Source organism: Streptomyces sp. CB02959 (assembly GCF_002803155.1).
Taxonomy (GTDB): Bacteria; Actinomycetota; Actinomycetes; order Streptomycetales; family Streptomycetaceae; genus Streptomyces.
Window position 1 is genome coordinate 17,211 of the sequence record NZ_NNBP01000015.1, and the last position, 22,126, is coordinate 39,336.

The following is a 22,126-nucleotide window of genomic DNA, read 5'->3' on the forward strand; positions in this document are numbered from 1 at the left end:
ATCCGAGGTCCGAGGAGGGAGCCAGCGATGATTCTGCTTCGTCGCCTGCTGGGTGACGTGCTGCGCCGACAGCGTCAGCGCCAAGGCCGCACCCTGCGCGAGGTCTCGTCCTCCGCCCGGGTGTCGCTCGGCTACTTGTCCGAGGTCGAGAGGGGCCAGAAGGAGGCGTCCTCCGAACTGCTCTCGGCGATCTGCGACGCGCTGGATGTGCGCATGTCCGAGCTGATGCGAGAGGTCAGCGACGAGCTGGCACTCGCCGAGCTGGCCGCGTCCGCGGCCGCGACGGACACGGTGCCCGCGCCTGTCCGGCCGAAGCTCAATTCGGTGTCCGTCGCGTCCCTGACCGGTGTGCCGGAGGAGCGCGTGACCATCAAGTCCCCGGCCGACGTCGTGGATGTCGTCGCGGCCTGACACCGCAGACCAGGCATGACCGGAAGCCCCGGCGGGCAGCGCCCGCCGGGGCTTCTTGCTGCCCGTGCGGTGTCCCAGTGGGGCCCCGGCCGGACCGGCTCGGCTGCTCGGAGGGGCGCCTTGGCCCGTAGCATGGGGCCAATCGGAATATTCGCCCGAATATCCTCAATACGCCTTAAAGGGAGTATCTGGATGTCTGTGGTCACGAGCACGCTGTCCGAACAGGCCCGCACCGTCGTCGGCAACGCCCTCCAAGGCGCCCTGGTGGACCTGGTGGATCTCTCCCTGGTCGCCAAGCAGGTGCACTGGAACGTCGTCGGCCCGCGCTTCCGCTCCGTCCACCTCCAACTCGACGAGGTCGTCGCCACCGCACGGCAGCACGCCGACACGGTCGCCGAGCGGGCCGCGGCCATCGGGGTCACGCCGGACGGCCGGTCCGCGACGGTCGCCAAGACCAGCGGCATCCACGAGGCACCGGACGGCTGGGTCAAGGACGGTGACGTCGTCCGGACGATGGTGGACGCGCTCGGCGTGATCATCGGGCGGATGCGGGAGCGGATCGCCGCCACCGACGAGCCCGACCCGGTCAGCCAGGACATCCTCATCGGCCTCACCGCCGACCTGGAGAAGCACCACTGGATGTTCCAGGCCGAGTCCCGGTGACCGCGGCCGGCTGAGCGCGGCCGGGCGATCGGCCGCCGACCGGGGCCGCAGCCGGGGGATCCCGGAGCGCATCGCACGCGCCGGGCGTGCGTCGGTGCGCCCCTGCCGCCGGGTGGCGGGCCCGGTCTAGCGTCGGCCCGAGGAGGCAGGCATGGCGAGGCGTGCGAGGTCCGTGCCGGGACGGTGGATATCCGCGGCGCTCGTCGGGGGGCTGTGGTGGTGGGCGGTGTGCCGGCTGGTCCTGTGGCCGGGCTCGGCGGGTCCCGTGGAGGGGGCGGTGGCGACCGCCGGCTGGGGGCTCAGTCTGCTGCCGGTGCACTGCGTTCCATGGAGCGGACGGCGTGCCGGGGCCGGGGGGCGTGCCGGGCGCGAAGGCGCGGCGGCGGCCGTGGAGGGCATGGAGGCGCAGCTCGCCGAGATGTGGCGGAGCAGCGGGGTGGGGCGGTTCGTCGGAGCGTGGTGGCGGCGTCGTTCGGGGGGTGGGGGCGACCGGCTGTGAGGGGCGGGGTGTCTGGTGTTGGTGAGAGGTGGGGTGCCTGGCGGGGCTGATGGGGCGATGGGGGTGGCGGTGGCGACGGGCTCAGGGGGCTGACAGCGCGTCACTGTGTGGGTGACGGTGGTGCTGAGGGTGGGGGTGGCTGGCAGGTGGGGCACCAGTAGGTGACGCGTTCCTCGGCGGTGGGGTCCTGGTCGGCGGTGCGGACGGGGGTGCCGCAGCGCAGGCAGGGGCGGCCGGCGCGGCCGTAGACCCACAGCCGGCGGTCGGAGCGGGCTCCCCGGCTGCCCTCGGACGGGCCTGGGCGGAACCCCCACGGGGTGGTGACCCGGACCGGGCGGTCCTTGTTGGCCTCCAGGAGCTTTCTGGCGAGGGCCGGGGCGCGCTCGGGGGCGGTGAGGAGGCCGACCGGGAGCCAGGGGGAGGCGCCGAGCAGGAAGCACAGCTCGGACTTGTAGACATTGCCGATGCCGGCGAGGTTGCGCTGGTCGAGCAGGGCCTCGCCGAGGGGGCGGTCGGGAGCGGCGAGCAGTCGTCGCAGGGCCTTTGCCGGGTCCCAGTCCGGGCCCAGCAGATCGGGGCCGAGGTGGCCGGTGACCTGGGATTCGTCGGCGGTGCGGAGGAGTTCCAGGACGGGGAGGCGGTAGCCGACGGCGGTGTGCGCGGCGGTGCCGAGGACCGCCCGGATCTGGTGCGCGGGGCCGCCGCGCCAGCGTTCGGCCGGGGCGTAGATCTTCCAGGCGCCGTCCATTCGCAGATGGGAGTGGAGGGTCAGGCCGCCCTCGAAGCGGATGAGCAGGTGCTTGCCGCGGGGCACCACCGCCAGCACTTCGCGGCCGGTCAGATCGACCGTCGCGAGGCGGGGGACACGCAGGTCGCAGCGGGTCAGCGGGCTGCCGGCCAGGGCCTGGTGGAGACGGTGCGCCAGCCGCCAGACGGTGTCGCCTTCGGGCATGGGGCCATCATGCACCACCGCGCGGCGGACCGGGCGGCCCGCGTTTGGTGCCGGTGCCCGCCACCGTCGGGATCAGCCGCGCAGCCGCAGCCCCCGGGGCGTCGGATGGAAGCCCGCGGCCTCCAGGACGGGCGCGTAGGGGGAGGTGAGGGCGGCGGTGCCGTTGATGCGCTCGGTGGTGAGGGTGCCGACGGCGCCGGCTCGGGCCGCGTCGGTGAGGGCCTCGACGGCGGTCCGCAGGCGGGGGTCGGCGGGGGCCTCGGCCGGGTCGGAGCCCAGCGGCCATATCAGCAGGGTCTTGCCGCCGCGCTCCAGATAGAGCGCCAGCTCACCGTCGATCAGGACGACCAGGGAGCCCGCCTTGCGGCCCGGCTTGTGGGTGGCCCCCTGGGGCGGCTCCGGCCAGGGCAGCGCGGCGCCGTACGCATTGGCCGGGTCGGCGGCGGCGAGGACCAGGGCGCGCGGCGGGCCGCCGCGGCGCGGCTGCCCCGGGCCGCCGTCCGGGAACGGGGTGTCGGTGCCGCGCTCCCGCTGGGTGCTGATCGCCCGCAGGCGGTCCACCGCGCCGTCCATCGCGAACTGGGCGGCGCCCAGCCCCTCGACGACGTAGCCGCGGCGGGCCTGCCCGGACTCCTCGAAGGCGGACAGGACGCGGTACGCGGCGGAGAAGCCGCCGGTGACGCCCTCGGCGGCGACCGCGCCGCGGGTGACGATGCCGTGCCGGTCGAGGAGCGTGCGGGCCAGGGCGTGGGCGCGGTGGGTCGGGTCCGGTGCGGGTGCGGGCAGCAGGGACCAGCGGCCGCCGACGGTCGGCGGGCCCGAGCGGGAGGCGGTGGGGCGGGCGGCCGCGGTGAGCGTGCCGTACCTGCCCCGGGGGACGGTGCGGCGGGCGCGGTGGGCCGTGGAGCCCGCCGTGCGGCCGGAGCCGAGCAGGGCGCGCAGCGGGGCGAGGGTGTCGTTGGTGAGCCGGCCTGACCAGGCCAGGTCCCACAGGGCGTCGGCGAGCTGCGGATCGGTGGCGTCCGGATGCGTGGTGGCGCGGACCTGGTCGGCGATCTGCCGGAAGAACAGGCCGTAACCCGGGGCGAGGGCGGACAGCACGGACTCGTGCAGTGCGGACAACTCCAGGGGCAGCGGGGGCTGGAGCAGCAGCGGCGCCGCGTCGGCGAGATGGAGGGAGAGCCAGCCGTCCTTGCCGGGCAGGGCGCCCGCGCCGGCCCACAGCACCTCGCCGGTGGCGGTGAGCTCGTCCAGCAGGGCCGGGGTGTAGCCGCTGATCCGGGACGGCAGGATCAACTTCTCCAGGGCGGAGGCCGGCACCGGCGCGCCCTGGAGCTGCTCCACGGCGCGGACCAGGCCGTCGATGCCGCGCAGCCCGGACGAGGCGGCGACCGGCGGCGCGGGCGCGCCGGAGGCGGGGGCCGGGCGCGGGACGCCGACGTGCTGCCACTGCGGGAGGAAGGCGGCCAGCGCGGCGGGCGGCACCGGCTCCAGCTCCTCGCGCAGCGCGGCCAGCGAGCGGCGACGCAGCCGGCGTAGCACCTGGGCGTCGCACCACTCCTGGCCGATCCCCTCCGGATGGAACTCGCCCTGGACGACGCGGCCGGCGGCGGCCAGGCGCTGGAGGGCGCCGTCGGTGACGGCGGTGCCGAGGCCGAAGCGGGTGGCCGCCTGCTCGGAGGTGAACGGGCCGTGGGTGCGGGCGTAACGGGAGAGCAGATCGCCCAGCGGGTCCTTGACCGGCTCGGTGAACGACTCGGGGACGCCCACCGGGAGCGCGGTGCCCAGGGCGTCCCGGAGCCGGCCGGCGTCCTCGACGGCGGCCCAGTGCTCGGCGCCGGCGATCCGCACCCGGATGGCGCGCCGGGTCGCGGCCAGCTCCGCGGGCCAGGCCGGCTCGGCGCCGCGCTCGGCCAACTCGGCGTCGGTCAGCGGCCCCAGCAGCCGCAGCAGGTCGGCGACGCCCTCGACGTCCTTGACGCGGCGGTCCTCGGTGCGCCACTGGAGTTCGAGCTCCAGCTCCGCCAGCACCTCCGCGTCCAGCAGCTCGCGCAGCTCGGCCTGGCCCAGCAGCTCGGCCAGCAGCCGGGAATCCAGGGACAGCGCGGCGGCGCGGCGTTCGGCGAGCGGGGAGTCGCCCTCGTAGAGGAACTGGGCGACGTAGCCGAAGAGCAGTGAGCGGGCGAACGGGGACGGTTCGGGCGTCGTGACCTCCACCAGGCGGACCCGGCGGGCCTCGACGTCGGCCATCAGCTCCGTCAGGCCGGGGACGTCGAAGACGTCCTGGAGGCATTCGCGGACCGCCTCCAGGACGATCGGGAACGACCCGAACTCGCTCGCCACCTGGAGGAGTTGGGCGGCGCGCTGGCGCTGCTGCCAGAGCGGGGTGCGCTTGCCGGGGCTGCGGCGGGGCAGCAGCAGGGCGCGCGCCGCGCACTCCCGGAAGCGGGAGGCGAACAGCGCGGAGCCGCCGACCTGGTCGGTGACCAGCTGGTCGACCTCGCCCTGGTCGAAGACCACGTCGGCGGCGCCGACGGGGGACTGCTCGGGGTCGTACTCCGCGCGGTCCGCGGCACCGGGGACACCGCCGCCCTCGCCGTCGAGGAAGTCCAGGCCCATGAGGTCGGCGTCCGGCAGGCGCAGCACGATGCCGTCGTCGGCGTGCATCACCTGGGCGTCCAGGCCGTAGCGCTCGGCGAGTCGGGCGCCCAGGGCCAGCGCCCAAGGGGCGTGCACCTGGGCCCCGAAGGGGGAGTGGATGACGACCCGCCAGTCGCCCAGCTCGTCCCGGAAACGCTCGACGACGATGGTGCGGTCGTCCGGGACGTGGCCGCAGGACCGGCGCTGCTCGGCGAGGTAGTCCAGGACGTTGCCGACCGCCCAGGCGTCGAGCCCGGCGGCGGACAGCCGGGCGCCGGCGTCCTGCGGGGAGAGCGAGCCGATCTCACGGAGGAACGCGCCCAGCGCACGGCCCAGTTCGAGCGGGCGGCCGAGCTGGTCGCCCTTCCAGAACGGCAGCCGGCCGGGCACCCCGGGGGCGGGGGTGACCAGCACCCGGTCGCGGGTGATGTCCTCGATGCGCCAGGACGTCGTGCCGAGCGTGAAGACGTCGCCGACGCGGGACTCGTAGACCATCTCCTCGTCCAGCTCGCCCACCCGTCGGCCACCGCCCTTGCCGGAGCTCTCGCCGGCCAGGAAGACGCCGAACAGGCCGCGGTCCGGGATCGTGCCGCCGGACGTCACGGCCAGCCGCTGGGCGCCGGGGCGGCCGGTGACGGTCCGTGCGACGCGGTCCCAGACCAGGCGCGGGCGCAGCTCGGCGAAGGCGTCGGACGGATAGCGGCCGGCGAGCATGTCCAGCACGGCGGTGAACGCGGACTCCGGGAGCGCGGCGAACGGGGCCGCCCGGCGGACCACGGCCAGCAGCTCCTCGACGTCCCAGGTGTCCATCGCGGTCATCGCGACCACCTGCTGGGCCAGCACGTCCAGCGGATTGGCGGGCACCCGCAGCGCCTCGATGGAGCCCGCGCGCATCCGCTCGGTGACCACTGCCGCCTGCACCAGGTCGCCGCGGTACTTCGGGAAGACGATGCCCTTGGACACCGCGCCGACCTGGTGGCCGGCCCGGCCCACCCGCTGGAGCCCGGAGGCCACCGACGGCGGCGACTCCACCTGGACGACCAGGTCGACCGCGCCCATGTCGATGCCCAACTCCAGGCTGGACGTGGCGACCACCGCCGGCAGCCGCCCGGCCTTGAGGTCCTCCTCCACCTGGGCGCGCTGCTCCTTGGAGACCGAGCCGTGGTGGGCGCGGGCCAGCAGCGGCGGCGCGCCCTTGGCGGCACCCGACTGGGCCATCAGCTCGGCGGGGGAGTGGTGCTCGGGCAGCGTCGTGGCGGAGCCGTCCGCGCCGGACTCGGCGCTCACGGTGCGCTCGTAGGCGATCTCGTTGAGGCGGTTGCACAGCCGCTCCGCGAGGCGGCGGGAGTTGGCGAAGACGATCGTGGAGCGGTGGGCCTGGACGAGATCGGCGATCCGCTCCTCGACCTGCGGCCAGATGGACGGCTTCTCGCCCGTCTCGCCCTCCTGGACGGGGGCGCTGCCGAGCTCGCCCATGTCCTCCACGGGGACGACCACCGAGAGGTCGAAGCGCTTGCCGGACGGCGGCTGGACGATCTCCACCCGGCGCCGCGGCGACAGATAGCGGGCCACCTCCTCCACCGGGCGGACCGTCGCGGACAGCCCGATCCGGCGCGCCGGGCGGTCCAGCAGCTCGTCCAGCCGCTCCAGGGACAGCGCCAGATGGGCGCCGCGCTTGGTGCCGGCGACCGCGTGCACCTCGTCGAGGATGACCGTCTCGACACCGGCCAGCGCCTCCCGGGCCGAGGACGTCAGCATCAGGAACAGCGACTCCGGCGTGGTGATGAGGATGTCCGGCGGGCGGGTGGCCAGCGAGCGGCGCTCGGCGGCCGGGGTGTCCCCGGAGCGGATGCCGACCCGGATGTCCGGCTCGGGCTGCCCGAGCCGGACCGACTCCTGGCGGATGCCCGTCAGCGGACTGCGCAGATTCCGCTCGACGTCGACGGCGAGGGCCTTCAGGGGCGAGACGTACAGCACCCGGCAGCGCTTCTTCGGCTCCGCGGGCGGCGGGGCGCTCGCCAGCCCGTCCAGCGACGCCAGGAAGGCGGCCAGCGTCTTGCCGGAGCCCGTCGGGGCGACCACCAGGACGTCGGACCCTTCGGCGAGGGCCCGCCAGGCGCCCTCCTGCGCGGTGGTGGGCGCGCTGAACGCTCCGGCGAACCATCCACGGGTCGCGGGCGAGAACGATGCGAGCGCTGCCTGGGTCATGTCCCCCATCGTGCACCGGACCACTGACAATCCGGTCCTGAGCCGGTCCTGAGCCGGTCCTGAGCCGGTCCTGAGCCGGTCCTGAGCCGGTCCTGAGCCGGTCCTGAGCCGGTCCTGAGCCGGTGCCGAGCCGCCCGCGGGCCGTGCCGGCCCCGGCCGGACCGTGGCCGTCCACGGTGCGGACGTCCCGCCTCGCGCCCGCCGGCCGGGCGCACAATGAACGGCATGGTCATGATCAGCGCGGGTGGTGCGCAGGCCGCGCCGCAGGCCCGCGGCGAGTGGGCGCGCCACTGGAGCTGCCCCGGGCTGCCCGGCCTCGACCTGCTGCGTGCCCGCTACGTCCGGCACTCCTTCCCCCGGCACGCCCACGACGGCTACGTGATCTGCGTGGTCACCTCCGGGATCGAGGCGGTCGGCCTGCGGGACGGCGTGGTCCGGGCCGGCCGCGGCGGCATCGTGATGATCAATCCGGAGGTGCCGCACAGCGCGCGGGCCGGCGCCCCCGAGGGCTGGACCTACGCCACGCTCTACCCGTCGGCGGAGCTCGTCGCCGCGGTCGCCGGGGAGACCACCGGGCTGCGCGGCACCGCGGGGTTCGTCCGGACCGTCGCCGACGAGCCCGGTATCGGCCGGCTGATCGCCGGTATCCACCGGGCCGCGGAGGCCGGCAACGCGCTCGCCGCCGACAGCCTGCTGCGGATCGCGCTGGCCCGGCTGCTGCGCGGCCACGGCGGCCCGCTGCCGTCCCGCACGCCCCGTACGGCGGGTACCCGCACCGCCGCCCGGGCCCGCGCCGTCCTGGAGGAGCGGATGGCCGATCCGCCCACCTTGGAGGAGCTCGCCCGGGAGTTGGAAGCCAGCCCGTTCGCGCTGCTGCGGGCCTTCCGGGCGGCGTACGGCATGCCGCCGCACACCTGGCTCACCGACGCCCGGGTGCGGCGCGCCCGCCGGCTCCTGGAGGCCGGCACCCCGCCCGCGGAGACGGCGGTGGCGGTCGGCTTCACCGACCAGCCGCATCTGAACCGGCACTTCACCCGGATCGTCGGGGTGCCGCCGGGCGCGTACCGCCGGGAGCGCGCGGCGGTGGACGGTGCGGCGGGCGGGGTCGCCGGGCCGCGGCGGCGGGAAGCGGTGGCCCCGGCGCCCCGGCGCCCCGGCCGACCGGCCGCAAGAACGTACAAGACCGTGCAGGGGGCGTCCTCCTAGGGTCCGGGGCGTGACAGAAGAGGCAGCAGCAGAACAGGCAGATGGAGCAGCCGTACCGTCCGGGCCGGATCGCGCCGTGCGGACGGAGATACCCACCGCCCCGGACCACCCCGGGGCGCACGACGGGCCACCGCCCCTACCGGCGCGGCCCGACTCCGCCGTCATCAGGGACGCGCTGGGCGTCGGTGTCGCCGTAGGGCTCTCCGGCTTCGCCTTCGGTGTGACCTCCGCCGGCGCCGGGCTCGGCCTCTGGCAGACGTGCGCGCTGAGCCTGCTGGTCTTCACCGGGGCCTCGCAGTTCGCCCTGGTGGGCGCGCTCGCCGCGGGCGGCAACCCGTTGACCGCCGTGGCCGGCGCCTTCTTCCTGGGCGTCCGCAACGCCTTCTACGGGCTGCGGCTCTCCGCCGTCCTCGGCTACCGGGGCGCGCTCCGGCCGCTGGCCGCCCATTGGGTCATCGACGAGACCGCCGCCGTCACCCTGGCCCAGCCCGACCGGCGCAGCGCCCGGCTGGGCTTCACCGTCACCGGACTGTCGCTGTACGTCCTGTGGAACCTCACCACCCTCGGTGGTGCCCTGGGGGCGCGGGCGCTCGGCGACACCGGCGCCTGGGGCCTGGACGCGGCCGGCCCCGCGGTCTTCGTGGCGCTGCTGGCGCCGATGCTGCGGTCCGCCACGGAGCGCTGCACCGCCGGTCTCGCCGTCCTGCTGCTCCTGGTGACGCTGCCGGTCCTGCCCGCCGGGGTGCCGGTGCTGCTGGCTGCGCTCGCCGCACCGGTCGTCCTCGCCGCCCGAGGGAGGTGGCGGCGGCCGCCCGCCCCACAGGACGCGGCACCCGCGACACAGGCCCCGCAGGAGCGGACCGGCAAGGACCACGGCACCACCGGGGAGGACCGGGCATGAGCCTCTGGATCGCGATCGGCGCCACCGCCGTCGGCTGCTACCTGGTCAAGTTCCTCGGCCTGTCGGCGCCCGCCGGCGTCCTGGAACGCCCCCTGGTCAAGCGGCTGGCCGCGCTTCTCCCGGTGGCGCTGCTGGCCGCGCTGACCGCGCAGCAGACCTTCAGCGACGGCCACCACCTGATGCTCGACGCCAAGGCCGCCGGCGTCGCCGCCGCGGTCGTCGCGCTGCTGCTGCGCGCCCCGTTCCTGCTGATCGTCGCTGTCGCGGTGGCGGTCACCGCGGGGGTGCGGGCGCTGGGCGGGTGACCGCGCCGCCGGGCCGCCCGCGGGGCCCGGCGGGCGCTCGTCAGCCCAGCGGCCGTCCGTACGCCCGGAGCGTGAGCAGCGCCTCCAGGGTCACCATCGGGCGGCTCTCCAGTTCCGTACCGGGCGCCCAGAGGCGCCAGGTGACGGGCCATCCGCCGTCCGCCCCCTGGAGCGCGACGAGGTGGTCCAGGGCCCGGTCCATCTCCTGGTCGGTGAACCAGCCGCGGGCCAGCGAACCGGGCGCGGCGGCGAAGTGGTAGGCGAAGTGGTGCTCCCCGGGGGCGTACCCGTCCGGCACCGGGGCCTCGGCCGCCCGCGCCGGATCCAGTACGACCAGGCCCTGTTCCCGGACCAGCCGGCCCAGTCGCTGCGCCGCGGCGGCCGCCCGGGGCCGGTCCGGGGCGCCGTTCAGGAAGGCCACCGCCGCCGCTGCCTCGTAGGGGTGGGTCTTCTCCAGGGACTCCACGACCGACCAGCAGTAGTCGGTGGCCCGGAACAGCCAGGCGTGCCACACCTGGTTGCGGTGCAGCAGTCCCACCACCGGGCCGGTGGCCAGGAGGGAGCTCGGCGGGTCGTCCACCACCGGGATCCAGGGCGCGGCCGGATAGCCGCGCAGCGAGGGGTGCACCGCCGGCAGTGCTCCGTCGGGTGTCGAGATCCGCGTCAGGTAGCGGCAGATCCGCTCCACCCGGCGGCCGTCGCACCGCTCGATCCGGTCCAGGACCCTCAGGGCGTGCGCGGTGTGCAGCGGCTGGCTGACCGGGCCGCGCAGGTCGGGTTCCAGGGCGTGGCCGTAGCCGTCGTCGTCGTTGCGGTACGCGGTGAGCGCGGTCTCGACCGGGTCCGCGCCGCCGCCGAGGAAGTGGTACGCGAAGAGCCGCTGCTCCAGCACCCGGGCGGTCAGCCAGACGAAGTGCTCGGCGCGCGCCAGAGGGAGCGCTGAAGGGCTTACGTTTTCGACCATGGCCCGACCGTAGGGGCCAAACCCCGCGGCGGCACGGGCTCGGGGCCCGCTGCCCTCCGAGGGCGGGACCCTGGAGGCATCCGGTTGACGATCTCCTCCTCGGGCGCGGGGCGTCTCCAGGGGTGGGACGGGGATTGCGGGTTCGCGGTGCGCATGCTGCAATGCCGCGCGTGATGGGTCAACTCCCGCTCCACAGACGCCTCTTCCTGGACCTCGCGCGGCTCGCGTCCGCGGCGTGTCGTCCGGCGGGTCGCTGACCCCGCGTCGATCGTCCCTTTCGTCCGCCTGTGTTCCGGGCGTCAGCCGTCCTGGACGGCGGCCGCGTCACCGTGTCGGACCGTTTCCGCGCACTCCGCGCGGGACCGGCCGCCCCGGATACCGGCGGCCGTCGCGCCGGCCGACCCGGGGCGGGCGTCAACCGGGCGCCCCGGACAAACGATCGCCCGGCGCGCCGTCCCGTACCACCGCTTCCGTCCCTGCCCGTGCGACCCGCGTGTGCGCCGTCCCGCCCGCGCTCCCCGCGCGCCGACTCCGTTGCGCGCCTTTCCCGTTCCCGAATCCTGGAGCCGATCCATGCCCCCTCGCAGCACTCGCGTCCTCGCACTCGCCGCCGCCCTGGCCGCCGTCCTCGGTACGGCGGGGCCGGCGCGGGCCGCGGCCCCGCCCGCCAACCCGTACCTCGCCGCGGGCGGAGCGGGGGCCATGCACGGCGACACCGCCTCGTCGGACACCACGCCCCGCAGCGGCCCCGGGACGGGCGGGACCGTCAGCCACCGCACGGCGCTGCAGTCCGCCTGCCCGACCGTGCTGGCCGGGTCGGACGGCTATCCGGTGGCCGTCTGCACCGGCATCTTCGACCGGGCGCCGCACGTCCATCTGCTCGACCCGGCGACCGGCGCCTCGCTCACCGAGCTGACGCTGGCCAAGTCCGGTGTCCTGGGCGGCATCTACAGCTATCTGGACGAGCACGACCGGCTCGTCGTCGCCGACGGCTCCGGTGACCTGCTGCGGATCGCCCACGCCCGGAAGGCCGACGGCGGATGGGAGTTGAAGGTCGTCGAGCGGACGCCGCTGACCGGCGCCGTCCCGTCCGGGGACAGCGTGGTCGGGCTCTCCCCGGACTGGCGGGGGCGGGTGTGGTTCGCCACCGCGCACGGCCTCGTCGGCACCGTCGACACCACCACCAAGACGGTGCGGACGACGGACCTCGGCGAGGCGGTGGCCAACTCCCTGTCCACCGCCCCCGAGGGCGCCGCGGTGGCCACCGACCACGCGCTGTACCTGCTGCGCGCCGGCGCGGACGGCGCGCCGCGGGTGGTGTGGCGGCGGGCCTACGACCGCGGGCCGGCCCGCAAGCCGGGGCAACTCAGCCACGGGACGGGTGCCACGCCGACGTTCTTCGGGCCGCGCACCGGCTCCGAGTACCTCGCGATCACCGACAACGCCGCCCCCCAGGAGCACCTGATGGTGGTGTCCACCGAGGACAACCGCACGGTGTGCCGGATCCCGGTCCTCGACCCCAACGGGAGCGGCACCGAGAACTCGCCCATCGGGGCCGGCAACAGCGTGTACGTGGCCGGCACCTACGGCTATCCGTACCCGGCGGTGCCGGACGGCGCGGGTCCCGCGGAGCCCGCGAGCGCACCGTTCGCCGGTGGACTCACCCGGGTCGACATCGACCGGGACGGCAGCGGCTGCGCGATCCGCTGGGACGCCCGGATCCGCTCGGCCGCCGTCCCCAAGCTGTCCGTCGCGGACGGCACGCTCTACACCGTGGAGCGCACCGGTGTTCTCGATCCGGCGCGGACCGGCATCCTGGACCGCTACGACTTCCTGGCGGTGGACGCGGAGACCGGCCGGGTGACGAGCCGTCACCGCCTGGGTACCGGGTTCCTCTTCGACACGCTCCAGATGGCGGGCAACGCCACACCCGGCGGGGTGTGGTGGCAGGGCACCATCACCGGGGTGGTGCGGATCGCGCCCAAGTGAGTCCGGGCGCGCCGATGCCCGGACGTGCCGGAGCCCGGCCGTGACGGGGCACGGCCGGGCTCCGACGGGTCATGCGGTGCGGCGGGTCACTCGTACTCGTCGCCCTCGTAGTAGTTGTTGACGACGACCTCGGGCTCGTCGTCGCTGAACGCCTCGTTCAGCAACGCACCGCCGACCAGGCCGGCGGCACCGGCGCCGATCAGCGCGCCGGTGCCGAAGCGCCGGCCGCCGCCCTGCTGGTGGTCGGGCTGCTGTGCGTAGCCCTGCTGGGGGTAACCCGGCTGCGCCTGCTGCGGGTAGCCCTGCTGGGCGGGCTGCGGATAGCCGGCCTGGGCCGGGGTGTAGAACGGCGGGGTGGTGGTCTGCACCCGCTGCGCACAGCCGCCGCAGGTCTGGACCTGGCGCGGCACGCCCCACTGCGGGGACCACATCACGGGCGTCATTCCGGGGCCGTGGTTGGGGTCGAAGAAGCAGGTCATGTCGGAACTTCCTGTCGGTTGCGGTGATGTGGCGGGGGCGAGACCCGAGGACGGTGCCGCTCCGGCGGCCGCTGCCACGGCCACGGACGTCGCCGTGGGAGTGGGCGGCACCGGCGGGGCGGCGGGCGCCCCGGAGGAGGGTCCCCCCTGCCCGAACGGGGTCGAGACCGTGGGGGAGGGCGACGCGGGCCGGTCCGGCGCGGCCGCGGGGGCCGGCTCCGGGCGCAGCACGTCGACGCCGTAGTCCTGCGCGATGCCGGCGAGCCCGGAGGCGTAGCCCTGGCCGATCGCGCGGAACTTCCAGTCCGTGCCGTGGCGGTACAGCTCGCCGAAGACCATGGCGGTCTCGGTGGCGGCCTGGCCGGAGAGGTCGAAACGGGCCAGCTCGGCGCCGCCGGCCTGGTCGGCCACGCGGATGTACGCGCTGGTGAGTTGGCCGAAATTCTGCCGGCGCTGCTCGGCTTCGTAGAGCGAGACCGGGAAGACGATCTTGGTGACCTCGGGCGGGACCGCGGCGAGGTCCACCTCGATCTGCTCCCGGTCCTCACCGGTGGGGCGGCTGCCGGAGTGCCGCACCGAGCCGTCGGGGCTGGTGAGGTTGTTGAAGAAGACGAAGTGCCGGTCGGAGAGGACCGTGCCGGACTCGCCGCACAGCAGCGCGCTGGCGTCCAGGTCGTGCCCGGTCCCCGCGGCGGCTCCCACCTGCCAGCCCAGCCCCACCCTGACGGCGGTCAGACCTGGGGCCTGCTTGCTGAGCGACACATTGCCGCCCTTGGTCAGGGCCACGCCCATGAGCTTCCTCCATCATGTTCCCGGCATCCGGCGTCCGTCGGCTACAACGCCAAGGAAATCAGCAAGGTTCCCTATCTTGCGCAATGCTTGAAGTATGCGGTCGCGGAGGCGTTCGAAGTGCGCCACCGCCGCGTCCTGACGCCTTCCTGTCGCCGTTCCGCCACCGTTCCGCCATCGTGCGACGGTCGTGTCAGCGCGCGACGGCCCGGTCGGCCTGCGCCCAGTTCTCGTGCAGCCGGTCCAGGTAGGACTGGGCCTGGGCGCCCGGTGGGATGCCGCGGGCGAAGGCGAGCATGTTGCCCGCGCCGGCGTTGTAGCCCAGCGCCAGCAGTTCGTCGCGGGTGTGTCCGGCGGGCCGTTGCGCGGGCAGTCGCCGGTTCAGGTCGTGCAGGTACCAGGCGGCCGCCTCGACGGCGAGGTCCCGGTCGTCCGGCAGTTCCTCCCACTTCCGGCCGGCGAAGTCCCGGCCGCGCTTGACCTCGTCGAACGCGGCCCGGTGCATGTTGGCGACCCCGAACGCGGCGTCGGGTTTGTAGCGCTGCCAGGCCCGCTCCAGCCCCGGATCGTGCGGTTTGTAGGACTCGTTGTAGAGGATCGCCATCAGCAGCCGGGGCTGGACGCCGGCCGCCGCCGCGTACTTGCGCACCGCGGCGGCGCAGTCGGCCGGGTCGTACACCCCGTCGGACCGCGGGGTCGTGGCGCCGCCGCCGGGCGTCGCGGACGGGGCGGCATCCGGCGCGGCGGACGACGCGGTGGACGGGCGCGGCGCGGCGTCCGGGGCGCCGCCGTGGCCGCCGCGCGCCATGGCCCAGACCGCCAGGGCGGCACCCGCCAGCAGCAGCCACCGCCACCGCCCCCGGGATTCGGCCATCTCCCGCTCCTTCCGCTACGCGCCGTACCGGCGCCGTCCGGGCATCCGTCCGGCGCGTCGGTCAGCCGACGTTGACCCCGAAGTCCTGGGCGATACCGCGCAGTCCCGAGGCGTAACCCTGGCCGATGGCGCGGAACTTCCACTCCGCGCCGTGCCGGTACACCTCGCCGAAGACCATGGCGGTCTCGGTCGAGGCGTCCTCCGTGAGGTCGTAGCGGGCGATCTCCCGGCCGTCGGCCTGGTTGACGACCCGGATGAAGGCGTCGCGGACCTGGCCGAAGCTCTGGCCGCGCTCCTCGGCCTCGTAGATGGAGACCGGGAAGACGATCTTGCCGATCTCGGCCGGGACCGTGGCCAGGTCGATCTGGATCTGCTCGTCGTCGCCGTGGCTGCCGCCGGTGAGGTTGTCGCCGGAGTGCACCACGGATCCGTCCGGGCTGGTGAGGTTGTTGAAGAACACGAAGTGCTGGTCGGAGGCGACCTTCCCGGACTGCGCGCACATCAAGGCGGAGGCGTCGAGGTCGTAGTCGGCGCCGGTCGTGGTGCGGACGGCCCAGCCCAGGCCGATGGTCACCGCGCTGAGGCCCGGGGCCTCCTTGCTGAGCGAGACGTTGCCGCCCTTGGACAGGGTCACACCCATGAAAAACCCTCCAGCAGTCCTGAAACCTGTCTGTGCTGTCGTCCTGGACAACGCGGGGAACCCGATGTTGGTTCCACGATTGCGCAATATCTAAAATGTCGGTGGACGTGCCCACGGGAGTGGCACGGCGCACCGGTGACCTACAGGGAGTGGCGGGATGTTCCTGGGAATGAGTACCCCCGATCTGCTCGTCATCGGCATCCTGGTGGTGCTGCTCTTCGGGCCGGACAAACTACCGGAGTTCCTCCAGAACGCCACCGCGCTGCTGCGCAAGGTGCGGAGCTTCTCCGATCAGGCGAAGGACGAGGTGCGCGCCGGACTGGGCCCGGAGTTCAAGGACTTCGAGTTCGAGGACCTGCATCCGCGGACCTTCGTCCGCAAACAGCTGCTCGGCAACGACGACCTGGGGATCGCGGAGCTCCGCGACGGGATCGGGGAACTCCGCGCCGCTCTCGACCCGGAACCGGCTGCGGCACCGCACGCGAGCCGGGTTCCGGTGGACCTCCGCAAGCGGTCGGCGGCCGACGGGCGCCCGGAGGAACGGCCGCCGTTCGACGCCGACGCGACCTGAACGGCGCGGCCCGCGGCCGGGACTCAGCCGCCCAGTCGGCGCAGGCGGGCCGGTGACGCGCCCTTGTTGCGGGCGGCGAGTTGGACGACGAGGGTCCGGGTGACGGCGACTGTTTGGGGGTCGTCGACGAAGTAGACGACGCGTCGGCCTTCGCGGCGGGAGCGGACCAGGCCGGCCAGTTTGAGCTTGGAGAGGTGCTGGCTGATCGCGGGCAGTGCGCCGCCGACGCGTTCGGCGAGTCCGCTGACGTCGCTCTCGCCCTGGGCCAGTGCCCAGACGATGTGCAGTCGCGGGGGAGAGGCCAGCAGCCCGAACACCGCGGCCGCCTCGGCCAGCACCTCGGCAGACGGGTCGGCCGTCGCGCCCGTACTCCCGCCCGCACCTTCGACGCTCTTCACCACTGCGGCTCTCCCCGTTTCTGGCCCCCGGACGGCCCAGTCTAGGCGGCGCACCCCCGGCCCGTACGGTCGCCGGTGCAGGCGATGCCACGGATACGGCCGGGGGCTCGGGTGGCCGCCGGTGCCACCGGCGGCCCGTCGGGCGTCAGTTGACGCAGGGGATACCGCCCTCCTTGACGGAGTCGCCGGCGAAGGCGTCGGACGGCACGGGCGCGGGGGCGTTGTCCTTCGCGCCCGAGTCGGTGGACTTCTCCGACGTTGCCGGCGGGGTGCCGGCCCCGGTGGCCGGCGGGGCGGTGAAGTCGGCACCAAGGAGGACCTGCACGCGGCCGGCGGGCACCGAGGCCGAGGAGACCGGCGCGGCGGCGCTCAGGCGGCCGGCGATCTGCTGGGCGGCCTCCTGGGCGCCGGCGCCGTAGAGGATGGTGGTCCGCTGCCGGGGGGTGGCGTTGCCGGCGTGCCCCGCGGTGTAGCCGAGGGCGCTCAGCGCCTTGAGCTCGTCGCCGGCGGCCCCCGGCTTCGCCTTCCCGGCGCCGTTGAGGACGTCGACGGTCGCCGGGGCGGCCTTCGTGGACGGCGACGGCGCGCCGCCGCCCGACGCGTCCGGGGACGCGGCCTTCCCACCGATCAGGGACTGCACGATGGACTGGATCTTGGGGACGTCGACGAGGTTGACGGACTCGCGGTTGCGGGTGCCGAAACCGGCGATGGGCAGGGTGTGGAACACCACGTTCCCGCCGGTCAGGTTGGTGGCCTGCTGGGCGAAGTCGAGCACGTCGAACTTGCTGTCGATGACCAGGTCCTTCTTCACCACGTCGAACAGCCCCTGGAGCTTGCCCAGATCGCCGAAGACCCCCTCGCTCTTCAGCTTGTGGGTCACCGACGACAGGAACGCCTGCTGGCGGTGGGTGCGGTCCAGGTCGCCGCCCTCCAGGCCGTGCCGCTGCCGGACGAAGGCGAGCGCCTGCTTCGGGTTGAGCTGCTGGTGGCCCGCCGGGAAGTCGGCCCCCGAGTAGCGGTCCTTGACCGGGTGCTTCAGGCAGACCTCGATCGGCTGGAGGACCTTGGCGATGTCGTAGAAGCCCAGCAGGTTGACCTCGGCGAAGTGGTCGATCGGCACCTTGAGGAAGTTCTGCACGGTCGCCAGCGTCGCCTCCCGGCCGGCCTCCCGGCTCCGGCTCTCCAGGTCGGCGCCCTTGACGCCTTGGGCGGAGAACTTGTCGTGGGCGACCGTGTAGGCGTTGCCGTACGCCTCCTTGATCTTGAAGTGCCCCTGGGAGCTGCCGTCCCCGTTGAAGGTCTGCACGTAGTCGTCGCGCGGTACGGAGAACGCGGTGACCTTCCCGCCGTCCGCCGGGATGTGCATCAGGATCAGGGTGTTGGTGTTGTAGTAGCCGATGTCGCTGGACCCGGCGTGCAACTGGTCGCGGACGAACTCCCGCGGCAGGTCGTTGCCGTTCATGTCCTTGCGCGAATCCAGGCCGATCAGCAGCAGGTTGACGGAGTTGTCCAGGTGCTTGGGCGCGTCCTTGCCGCCGATGGCGCTGAGCGCGTCGGAGGTGTTCAGCCCGCTGCTGACCCAGTTGTACGCCGCCCAGGACACCCCGCTGGCCAGGAGGACCAGCGCCGAGGAGAGGGCCAGCGCGGTCCGTCCGACGACGACCAGGGGGGAGCGTTGCCGACCGCCCCGCCCGTCGGGCGCGCGCCGGCGCGCGGCACGGCCGCCCGATTCGCCGGGCTCCCGGTCATCCGGTCCGTACGGACTCCGCCCGTAGGGGCTCCGCTCGTCATGCACCGCTGTTCCTCCTGCTCCGCTTCCGGTCGCCGCGCCGACCGGCCCGTATGCCCCGGGTCACCAGCACCACGATCAGCACCGCCTCGGCCGCCGCCATGGCCGGGAACCCGTCCACGGCCCAGCGCACCGCCGCCGTCGCCAGGCCCTTGCCCTGGACGTCGGTGGTGCCCGCCAGCTGCTCGCACGCCACGGTGACCACCGCCACCACCAGCGGCGGCGCAGATATCAGCCACCAGGCGCCGGCCCGGGTGCAGGCCTTGGCGGCCAGCGCCGCACCGAGCGCCGCGGTCACCGCGAACACCCAGCCCGGCCGCCCGCCGAGCGCCGTGTCGGCCGCGGCGCCGACGGCGGCCACCACCAGCGCCACCAGGGCGGCGCGGCCGGCCCGTCGACCGTTGCCCACCCGGCCCGACCGTGCGCCGGCCCGCCCGGGAGCCGGCCCGACGCCGTCCGCTCCCTCGTACCGGTCGCCGCGCCGGCGGGGGCCCGGCACCCGGCGCGACACCTGTGCCGGGTCCCGCGCCAGGTCGTCGTACCCGTTCGGGGCTTCGGTGCGCTGACCTGTCATTCGCATCCTTTGGACGGCCGGACCGGCGAGGCGGTCGCGGGGCGTGCCGCGCGGCGGCAGAAGAGGGCGGTTCCGGCCGGGAAGACGACGATTGCGCCGAGCCGGTTTCACATTTGACTGCTTGATTGCGCAATCTAGCAAGTGTGTGGGGGGTCATCGGACCAGCCACCTGGGGCGCGCCGCGCCCGGCCGGGCCGCGGGCGACCGGGCCGCGGCACCCCGGCGGCGCGGACGGCGGGCCCGGGAGCGGCCCGCCCTCGCTGGCCTTCCGTCCGGCTCCGGCGGTATGAAGGAGCCCGGCGCGAACGCCCCCTGGGGCGCTCGCGCGCAGCGGCGGGAAGCCGGGGAACGTGCAGGCCGGAGTAGGTGTGAGGCGGGAATCATGCGGTTGACGGTGTTCTGGGAGCGGATGGCGGACCACTTCGGTGCGGGCTACGCCGACTCCTTCGCACGCGATCACGTGATGTCGGGGCTCGGCGGCCGCACGGTCCACGAGGCACTGGCGGCGGGGTGGAGCGCCAAAGAGGTGTGGCGGGTGGTCTGCACGGCGATGGACGTGCCGCAGGACAAGCGCTGAGCGGGCGGCGGCCGGGTGTCGGCGCGGTGCGCGACACTTGGCTGCGTGTCCGTGACAGATGAGATCAGCAGCCACGACGGCCCCCGCCCCGACGACCCGCCGCGGGACCGGTCCGATGACCGGCGCGAGGCGCGGATGCCGCGCTGGCTCCCGCGGGCCATGGTGCTCGCGCTCGCTCTGGTGGCCTGCTTCCAGCTCGCCACCTGGGGCTTCCACCAGCTGATCGGCCTGCTGCTGAACGTCCTCATCGCGTTCTTCCTGGCGCTGGCCATCGAACCGGCCGTCGACTGGATGGCCGGCCGCGGCATGCGGCGCGGGCTCGCCACCGGCCTGGTGTTCCTGGCGATCCTGGTCGCCACGGTGGGCTTCGTCACGCTGCTGGGGTCCATGCTGGCCGGCCAGATCGCCACCATGGTCGAGGAGTTCCCGCAGTACCTGGACTCCGTCATCAGCTGGACCAACAGCACCTTCCACACCCACCTCTCCCGGGTCCAGGTGCAGAACAACCTGCTGAACTCCGACTGGCTGCAGAAGTACGTCCAGGACAGCGCCAACAACGTCCTGGCGGTCTCCGCCCAGGTGCTCGGCGGGCTGTTCAACCTCCTCACCGTCGCGCTGTTCTCGTTCTACTTCGCCGCCGACGGCCCCCGGCTGCGGCGGGCGCTGTGCTCGGTGCTGCCGCCCCGTAGGCAGGCCGAGGTGCTGCGCGCCTGGGAGATCGCGGTCGCCAAGACCGGCGGGTACCTCTACTCCCGCGGCCTGATGGCGCTGATATCCGGGGTCGCGCACTACGTCCTGCTGGAGATCCTGGGCGTGCCCTACGCCCCGGCGCTCGGCATGTGGGTCGGCCTGATCTCGCAGTTCGTGCCCACGATCGGCACGTACATGGCGGGTGCGCTGCCCATCCTGATCGCGTTCACCGTCAATCCCTGGTACGCGCTGTGGGTCTTCGGCTTCGTCGTGGTCTACCAGCAGTTCGAGAACTACCTCCTCCAGCCCCGGATCACCGCCAGGACCGTGGACATCCACCCCGCCGTCGCCTTCGGCTCGGTGATCGCCGGTACGGCCCTGATGGGCGCGGTCGGCGCGCTGATCGCGATCCCGGCCACCGCGACGCTCCAGGCGTTCCTGGGTGCGTACGTCAAGCGGTACGAGGTCACCGCGGATCCGCGGAGCCGCTTCCGGGCGAGGCGTCGGGGCGGGGCCACCGGTGGTGGTGCCGATGACGCGGCCGGGTCGGCCGGGTCGGCCGGGGAGTCGGGCGCCGGGGCGCCGGGTGGCGAAGAGGGTGCCGTGCCGAGCGGCGAAGAGGGTGCCGTGCCGAGCGGGGCGCGGCGGGGCGGCGCGTGACGCCGGCGGTGCGGTGGCGCGGCGCGCGGCGCGCTTGACACCAAAATCGAACATCCATTCTTATTGGGTGTCCGGCCGCCCGAAGCGGCTCCGGCCCTTGGGAATCCCGGGCCGACCGCCGGGTTGTCCACAGGCCGGGACCTGGTCCGGGCGCGTTGTCAGTGGCAGGCGTTAGCGTCATGGACGTGAAGCGATCGACTCAAGCAAACCGGGTGGAACCCATGGCAGGCACCGACCGCGAGAAGGCGCTGGACGCCGCACTCGCACAGATTGAACGGCAATTCGGCAAGGGCGCGGTCATGCGCATGGGCGAGCGGTCGAGGGAGCCCATCGAGATCATCCCGACCGGCTCGACCGCCCTCGACGTCGCCCTCGGCGTCGGCGGCCTCCCGCGCGGCCGGGTCGTGGAGATCTACGGACCGGAGTCCTCCGGTAAGACCACCCTGACCCTGCACGCGGTGGCGAACGCGCAGAAGGCCGGCGGCCAGGTCGCGTTCGTGGACGCCGAGCACGCCCTCGACCCCGAGTACGCACGCAAGCTCGGCGTCGACATCGACAACCTCATCCTGTCCCAGCCGGACAACGGCGAGCAGGCCCTGGAGATCGTCGACATGCTGGTGCGCTCCGGCGCCCTGGACCTCATCGTGATCGACTCCGTGGCCGCCCTGGTGCCGCGGGCCGAGATCGAGGGCGAGATGGGCGACTCCCACGTCGGCCTCCAGGCCCGTCTGATGAGCCAGGCGCTGCGGAAGATCACCAGCGCGCTCAACCAGTCCAAGACCACCGCGATCTTCATCAACCAGCTCCGCGAGAAGATCGGCGTGATGTTCGGCTCCCCGGAGACCACGACCGGTGGCCGCGCGCTGAAGTTCTACGCCTCCGTCCGGATCGACATCCGTCGGATCGAGACCCTCAAGGACGGCACGGAGGCGGTCGGCAACCGCACCCGCTGCAAGGTCGTGAAGAACAAGGTCGCGCCGCCCTTCAAGCAGGCCGAGTTCGACATCCTCTACGGCCAGGGCATCAGCCGCGAGGGCGGCCTGATCGACATGGGCGTCGAGCACGGCTTCATCCGCAAGTCCGGCGCCTGGTACACCTACGAGGGCGACCAGCTGGGCCAGGGCAAGGAGAACGCCCGCAACTTCCTCAAGGACAATCCCGATCTCGCCGACGAGGTCGAGAAGAAGATCAAGGAGAAGTTGGGCATCGGCGTGAAGCCGCAGGAGGACGCGGCGGAGCCCGGTCCGGACGCCGCCGGCCCGGCGGAGGCGCCGGTCAAGGCCGCACCGGCGGCGGCCGCCAAGACCGCCAAGACCGCCAAGGCCGCGGCGGCCAAGAGCTGACGCG

Annotated in this window: 19 protein-coding genes and 1 pseudogene; 11 read left to right on the top strand and 9 right to left on the bottom strand. The window is 74.1% G+C overall.

Going from position 1 to position 22,126, the window contains the following annotated elements; all coding sequences use genetic code 11:
* Nucleotides 1–27: 27 nt before the first annotated feature.
* From CG747_RS23665 to CG747_RS23675, 3 genes are all read left to right on the top strand, one after another.
* Nucleotides 28–411 (top strand): helix-turn-helix domain-containing protein, encoded by a 384-nt coding sequence (locus tag CG747_RS23665; RefSeq protein ID WP_100603824.1) that lies wholly within the window; start codon nt 28–30, stop codon nt 409–411.
* A 192-nt stretch (nt 412–603) separates the two neighbouring features.
* Nucleotides 604–1,074, top strand: coding sequence for a Dps family protein (locus CG747_RS23670; protein WP_100603825.1), 471 nt, complete (start codon nt 604–606; stop codon nt 1,072–1,074).
* 151 nt (nt 1,075–1,225) lie between these two features.
* Nucleotides 1,226–1,573: a hypothetical protein gene (locus tag CG747_RS23675; protein WP_100603826.1), complete on the top strand. Its 348-nt coding sequence runs from the start codon at nt 1,226–1,228 to the stop codon at nt 1,571–1,573.
* A gap of 100 nt (nt 1,574–1,673) precedes the next feature.
* Here CG747_RS23675 and CG747_RS23680 read toward each other — a convergent pair whose 3' ends face one another.
* Both CG747_RS23680 and CG747_RS23685 read right to left on the bottom strand, forming a co-directional pair.
* Nucleotides 1,674–2,525: an Fpg/Nei family DNA glycosylase gene (locus tag CG747_RS23680; RefSeq protein WP_100603827.1), complete on the bottom strand. Its 852-nt coding sequence runs from the start codon at nt 2,523–2,525 to the stop codon at nt 1,674–1,676.
* Between the two features lie 72 nt (nt 2,526–2,597).
* Nucleotides 2,598–7,373, bottom strand: coding sequence for an ATP-dependent helicase (locus tag CG747_RS23685; RefSeq protein ID WP_100603828.1), 4,776 nt, complete (start codon nt 7,371–7,373; stop codon nt 2,598–2,600).
* 225 nt (nt 7,374–7,598) lie between these two features.
* On the opposite strand from CG747_RS23685, the gene CG747_RS23690 reads away from it, so the two are divergent.
* The 3 genes from CG747_RS23690 (at nt 7,599) to CG747_RS23700 (ending at nt 9,785) form a co-directional block, all read left to right on the top strand.
* Nucleotides 7,599–8,579 carry an AraC family transcriptional regulator gene (locus CG747_RS23690; RefSeq protein ID WP_100603829.1) on the top strand — a complete coding sequence of 327 codons (981 nt, stop codon included), beginning with the start codon at nt 7,599–7,601 and terminating at the stop codon, nt 8,577–8,579.
* 76 nt (nt 8,580–8,655) lie between these two features.
* Entirely contained in the window at nt 8,656–9,480 is an 825-nt protein-coding gene (locus tag CG747_RS23695; protein ID WP_374701807.1) for an AzlC family ABC transporter permease, read from the top strand.
* Complete coding sequence (locus CG747_RS23700) at nt 9,477–9,785, top strand: AzlD domain-containing protein (protein WP_100603830.1); 309 nt, start codon at nt 9,477–9,479, stop codon at nt 9,783–9,785. The genes CG747_RS23695 and CG747_RS23700 overlap by 4 nt, the downstream gene beginning before the upstream one ends.
* A gap of 40 nt (nt 9,786–9,825) precedes the next feature.
* On the opposite strand, the gene CG747_RS23705 is transcribed toward CG747_RS23700, so the two are convergent.
* The gene (locus tag CG747_RS23705) at nt 9,826–10,749 is read right to left on the bottom strand and encodes a hypothetical protein (protein ID WP_100603831.1); all 924 of its coding nucleotides are present in this window, start codon (nt 10,747–10,749) and stop codon (nt 9,826–9,828) included.
* Nucleotides 10,750–11,322: 573 nt separating this feature from the next.
* Between CG747_RS23705 and CG747_RS23710 the strand changes: the two genes are divergently transcribed.
* The gene (locus tag CG747_RS23710) at nt 11,323–12,738 is read left to right on the top strand and encodes a hypothetical protein (RefSeq protein ID WP_100603832.1); all 1,416 of its coding nucleotides are present in this window, start codon (nt 11,323–11,325) and stop codon (nt 12,736–12,738) included.
* A gap of 707 nt (nt 12,739–13,445) precedes the next feature.
* Here CG747_RS23710 and CG747_RS49750 read toward each other — a convergent pair.
* From CG747_RS49750 to CG747_RS23725, 3 genes and pseudogenes are all read right to left on the bottom strand, one after another.
* A pseudogene (locus CG747_RS49750) lies at nt 13,446–14,009 on the bottom strand (TerD family protein); the annotation flags it as partial.
* 190 nt (nt 14,010–14,199) lie between these two features.
* Nucleotides 14,200–14,880, bottom strand: coding sequence for a transglycosylase SLT domain-containing protein (locus CG747_RS23720; RefSeq protein ID WP_100603834.1), 681 nt, complete (start codon nt 14,878–14,880; stop codon nt 14,200–14,202).
* 61 nt (nt 14,881–14,941) lie between these two features.
* Nucleotides 14,942–15,520, bottom strand: a complete 579-nt coding sequence (locus CG747_RS23725; RefSeq protein WP_100603835.1) for a TerD family protein — start codon at nt 15,518–15,520, stop codon at nt 14,942–14,944.
* Between the two features lie 157 nt (nt 15,521–15,677).
* On the opposite strand from CG747_RS23725, the gene CG747_RS23730 reads away from it, so the two are divergent.
* Nucleotides 15,678–16,091, top strand: a complete 414-nt coding sequence (locus CG747_RS23730; protein WP_100603836.1) for a sec-independent translocase — start codon at nt 15,678–15,680, stop codon at nt 16,089–16,091.
* A gap of 23 nt (nt 16,092–16,114) precedes the next feature.
* On the opposite strand, the gene CG747_RS23735 is transcribed toward CG747_RS23730, so the two are convergent.
* The 3 genes from CG747_RS23735 to CG747_RS23745 all read right to left on the bottom strand — a co-directional run bounded on the left by CG747_RS23735 (nt 16,115) and on the right by CG747_RS23745 (nt 18,852).
* Nucleotides 16,115–16,492 (bottom strand): metalloregulator ArsR/SmtB family transcription factor, encoded by a 378-nt coding sequence (locus tag CG747_RS23735; protein WP_100603837.1) that lies wholly within the window; start codon nt 16,490–16,492, stop codon nt 16,115–16,117.
* A gap of 142 nt (nt 16,493–16,634) precedes the next feature.
* Nucleotides 16,635–18,284 (bottom strand): LCP family protein, encoded by a 1,650-nt coding sequence (locus CG747_RS23740; protein ID WP_100603838.1) that lies wholly within the window; start codon nt 18,282–18,284, stop codon nt 16,635–16,637.
* Complete coding sequence (locus CG747_RS23745) at nt 18,277–18,852, bottom strand: DUF6542 domain-containing protein (RefSeq protein WP_100603839.1); 576 nt, start codon at nt 18,850–18,852, stop codon at nt 18,277–18,279. Before CG747_RS23745 ends, CG747_RS23740 begins: the two co-directional genes overlap by 8 nt.
* A gap of 382 nt (nt 18,853–19,234) precedes the next feature.
* On the opposite strand from CG747_RS23745, the gene CG747_RS23750 reads away from it, so the two are divergent.
* From CG747_RS23750 to recA, 3 genes are all read left to right on the top strand, one after another.
* Nucleotides 19,235–19,429, top strand: coding sequence for a DUF3046 domain-containing protein (locus CG747_RS23750; protein ID WP_100603840.1), 195 nt, complete (start codon nt 19,235–19,237; stop codon nt 19,427–19,429).
* Between the two features lie 135 nt (nt 19,430–19,564).
* On the top strand, nt 19,565–20,779 hold the full coding sequence (locus CG747_RS23755) for an AI-2E family transporter (protein WP_257980692.1): 1,215 nt from the start codon (nt 19,565–19,567) through the stop codon (nt 20,777–20,779).
* Between the two features lie 221 nt (nt 20,780–21,000).
* Nucleotides 21,001–22,122, top strand: a complete 1,122-nt coding sequence (recA, locus tag CG747_RS23760) for a recombinase RecA (protein ID WP_100603842.1) — start codon at nt 21,001–21,003, stop codon at nt 22,120–22,122.
* The last annotated feature ends 4 nt before the right edge of the window (nt 22,123–22,126 follow it).

What these genes read in the sequence shown, in the direction of transcription:
- CG747_RS23665 (WP_100603824.1), top strand. Translation starts at nt 28, where the DNA reads ATGATTCTGCTTCGTCGCCTGCTGGGTGACGTGCTGCGCCGACAGCGT.
- CG747_RS23710 (WP_100603832.1), top strand. Translation starts at nt 11,323, where the DNA reads ATGCCCCCTCGCAGCACTCGCGTCCTCGCACTCGCCGCCGCCCTGGCC.
- CG747_RS23730 (WP_100603836.1), top strand. Translation starts at nt 15,678, where the DNA reads ATGTTCCTGGGAATGAGTACCCCCGATCTGCTCGTCATCGGCATCCTG.
- CG747_RS23675 (WP_100603826.1), top strand. Translation starts at nt 1,226, where the DNA reads ATGGCGAGGCGTGCGAGGTCCGTGCCGGGACGGTGGATATCCGCGGCG.
- CG747_RS23755 (WP_257980692.1), top strand. Translation starts at nt 19,565, where the DNA reads ATGCCGCGCTGGCTCCCGCGGGCCATGGTGCTCGCGCTCGCTCTGGTG.
- CG747_RS23745 (WP_100603839.1), bottom strand. Translation starts at nt 18,852, where the DNA reads ATGACAGGTCAGCGCACCGAAGCCCCGAACGGGTACGACGACCTGGCG.
- CG747_RS23690 (WP_100603829.1), top strand. Translation starts at nt 7,599, where the DNA reads ATGGTCATGATCAGCGCGGGTGGTGCGCAGGCCGCGCCGCAGGCCCGC.
- recA (WP_100603842.1), top strand. Translation starts at nt 21,001, where the DNA reads ATGGCAGGCACCGACCGCGAGAAGGCGCTGGACGCCGCACTCGCACAG.
- CG747_RS23700 (WP_100603830.1), top strand. Translation starts at nt 9,477, where the DNA reads ATGAGCCTCTGGATCGCGATCGGCGCCACCGCCGTCGGCTGCTACCTG.
- CG747_RS23685 (WP_100603828.1), bottom strand. Translation starts at nt 7,373, where the DNA reads ATGACCCAGGCAGCGCTCGCATCGTTCTCGCCCGCGACCCGTGGATGG.
- CG747_RS23705 (WP_100603831.1), bottom strand. Translation starts at nt 10,749, where the DNA reads ATGGTCGAAAACGTAAGCCCTTCAGCGCTCCCTCTGGCGCGCGCCGAG.
- CG747_RS23680 (WP_100603827.1), bottom strand. Translation starts at nt 2,525, where the DNA reads ATGCCCGAAGGCGACACCGTCTGGCGGCTGGCGCACCGTCTCCACCAG.
- CG747_RS23720 (WP_100603834.1), bottom strand. Translation starts at nt 14,880, where the DNA reads ATGGCCGAATCCCGGGGGCGGTGGCGGTGGCTGCTGCTGGCGGGTGCC.
- CG747_RS23750 (WP_100603840.1), top strand. Translation starts at nt 19,235, where the DNA reads ATGCGGTTGACGGTGTTCTGGGAGCGGATGGCGGACCACTTCGGTGCG.
- CG747_RS23670 (WP_100603825.1), top strand. Translation starts at nt 604, where the DNA reads ATGTCTGTGGTCACGAGCACGCTGTCCGAACAGGCCCGCACCGTCGTC.
- CG747_RS23725 (WP_100603835.1), bottom strand. Translation starts at nt 15,520, where the DNA reads ATGGGTGTGACCCTGTCCAAGGGCGGCAACGTCTCGCTCAGCAAGGAG.